General features: G+C 74.7%; 2 protein-coding genes. Both read left to right on the forward strand.

Annotated features, from left to right (window positions below; genetic code table 11):
- Positions 1–861 precede the first annotated feature (861 nt).
- Positions 862–1971: a divergent polysaccharide deacteylase family protein gene (locus OS124_RS26250; protein WP_168161496.1), complete on the forward strand. Its 1110-nt coding sequence runs from the start codon at positions 862–864 to the stop codon at positions 1969–1971.
- 37 nt (positions 1972–2008) lie between these two features.
- Positions 2009–2247: serine hydrolase (locus OS124_RS0119560; protein WP_010141619.1), on the forward strand; the 239-nt coding region annotated here is incomplete at its 3' end.

Here is a 2247-nt window from a genome sequence, read left to right on the forward strand (position 1 = left end):
CGGCGGAACGGGGATGACGGGGCGGACCCCGGCATCGCGGGTCGCCGCATTGATCCCGCGCCAGCCCGGCAGCGTCAAGGGTTCATCGGCCCGATGGCTGCGGAGCGGGTGCCGGGCGGCGGGGGGCCGGCTGCGACGGGCCCGCCCGCGCGCCGGATCGCATGCGGGTGCCGCGAAATCGCCCCCCGCATCGGGCCCGGAAAGCGGGTCGTGAATTCGGGCGGTGAAATCGAGCTGGGGAATTGACCCGGCGACCCGAGCGGGGGAAACATCCCCGGAAATGGAAGCACGGACGGGCCGCGACGGTCCGGCGGAAGGCCCGGGCGCAAGACCCGGAGAGAGCGAGTAGGGCAAGTGGCACGCGGCGCGATTACGGGATTTGTCTGGGGCACCCTGCTGTCCGGCGTTGCGGTGGCGACCGCCTCGCTGACCACGCCGCTGCCGGGGCTGGCCCCGTCGCCGGCAGAGGCGCCGCGCGCACCGCAAGCGGAGGCGCCTGCCGCTGCGCCTGCGCCAGAGGGAGCGCCCCTGGATGCCCCGGCGGCGTCGGATCTTTCCGCCCCCGAGGTGTCAATGGACCCGGCAGCGGCCGAGACGCCGCCCCCCGGGGATCCCGAGCCCGCGCCCGCCGCGGACGCGACCATCGGCGACGCGCCTGCTTCGAGTATCGACGAGACTCCTCTTGCCGGGGGGGAAGGTCGGGACGCAGCCGCCGAGGCCCTTTCGGCCCCGAAAGCCCCCTCGGAGCCGACCCCGGCTGAGGCGTCTCCGGCAGAGGCGCCATCCGCAGATCTGGCCCCCGGAGCGGATGCCTCGTCGCTTGCTGCGCCTGAAGCAGAGGCCGGGGCCGCGACCGACATCATGCCCGACGAAGGTCGCGCGCCGCTGCCCGACGACCCGGCGCCTGTCGCCGATGACCCGGAGGTGATCCTCGAGGGGCTGAGCCCGGTGGTGCCGCCGCTGCCCTCGGTCGAAGCCGCGGAAGGGCCCGGGCCCGGTGCCGCGCCCGCAACGACAGGCGAGCTTCCCCCGACCGGCTTCCCCGCCGGAGACCTGGACGCGCTGGACCGCGCCCCCGGGATCGACAGCGCCGAGGTCGCCCCGGCTGAAGAGACGGCAGACGCAGAGCTGGGGTCAGAGCCGCCGGCCAGCCTCGTCAGCCCGCGCCTTCCGCAGGTCGGGGCAGGCGCCGTGGCCCCGGACGGGTCGGAGGCTGCGCGCCTTCCCGGGCAGGCCCCCGGGGCGCCGCTGGTTGGCGCAGGGACGGGTGATGCAGGGGCCGACGCGGCCGGGCAGGACCTGCCGCCGATCAGGGCCTATGCCGCCGACTACGATGCCTCGGACCCGCGCCCGCGCATGTCGGTCGTGCTGATCGACACCGGCGACAGCCCGGTGACCTTCAACGCCCTGCGCAGTTTCCCCTATCCGCTGAGCTTCGCGCTGGATCCCTCGCGGCCCGACGCGCTGGAGGCGATGCGGGCCTACCGGGATGCCGGCTTCGAGGTGCTGCTGCGCAGTGACCTGCCCGAAGGCGCCCGGCCCGCCGATGTCGAGACCTCGACCCAGGCCTGGAGCCAGGCGCTGCCCGAGGCGGTGGCGCTGATCGAGGCCGCGCCGGGCGGGCTGCAACGGGGGCGCGAGACCTCGGAGCAGCTGGCCGAGGTGCTTTCGGCCGAGGGGCGCGGGCTGGTGCTTTACCCCGAGGGCCTGGATACCGCGCGCAAGCTGGCCGAGCGCGAGGGCGTGCCGGCTGCGACGCTGTTCCGCGATTTCGACGCCCAGGACGAGGATCCCAAGGTGATCCGGCGCTTTCTGGACTATGCGGCGCTGAAGTCGGACCAGGAAGGCGGGGTGATCATGGTTGGCCGGCTGCGCCCCGAGACGGTCTCGGCGCTGCTGGTCTGGGGGCTGGCGGACCGGGCCAGCCAGGTGCAGCTGGTGCCGGTGTCGGCCGTGCTGACGGGGCGGTGACGGCGCCCTGTTGCCGCCGGGCCGGTGATCCGGAGGAATGGCCCGCTGCGCGGCCCATGCGCCATGCTGTCGCCGCGCCCTGCCGGGCGCGGGGCACCTGATCGGCGGCGGCCTGCATTCGGTCTGGCTGAGCGCCGGCGGCGGGGGCGGGCATTCCGGCGACCCCGGGCTGGTCTTTCCCTGGTGGAGCTTCACCAAGACCGTGATCGCGGTCTGTGCCCTGCGCGCCGCCGAGAGGGGACGTCTGGACCTCGACGCCGTGCAGCAGGGCTTTTC

It is taken from the genome of Oceanicola sp. S124 (assembly GCF_000220565.1).
In the GTDB taxonomy this organism is placed as follows: Bacteria; Pseudomonadota; Alphaproteobacteria; order Rhodobacterales; family Rhodobacteraceae; genus Pseudooceanicola.

Bases quoted from the DNA above. Each gene is read 5' to 3' on its own strand.
- OS124_RS26250 (WP_168161496.1), top strand. From the start codon at position 862: ATGCCCGACGAAGGTCGCGCGCCGCTGCCCGACGACCCGGCGCCTGTC.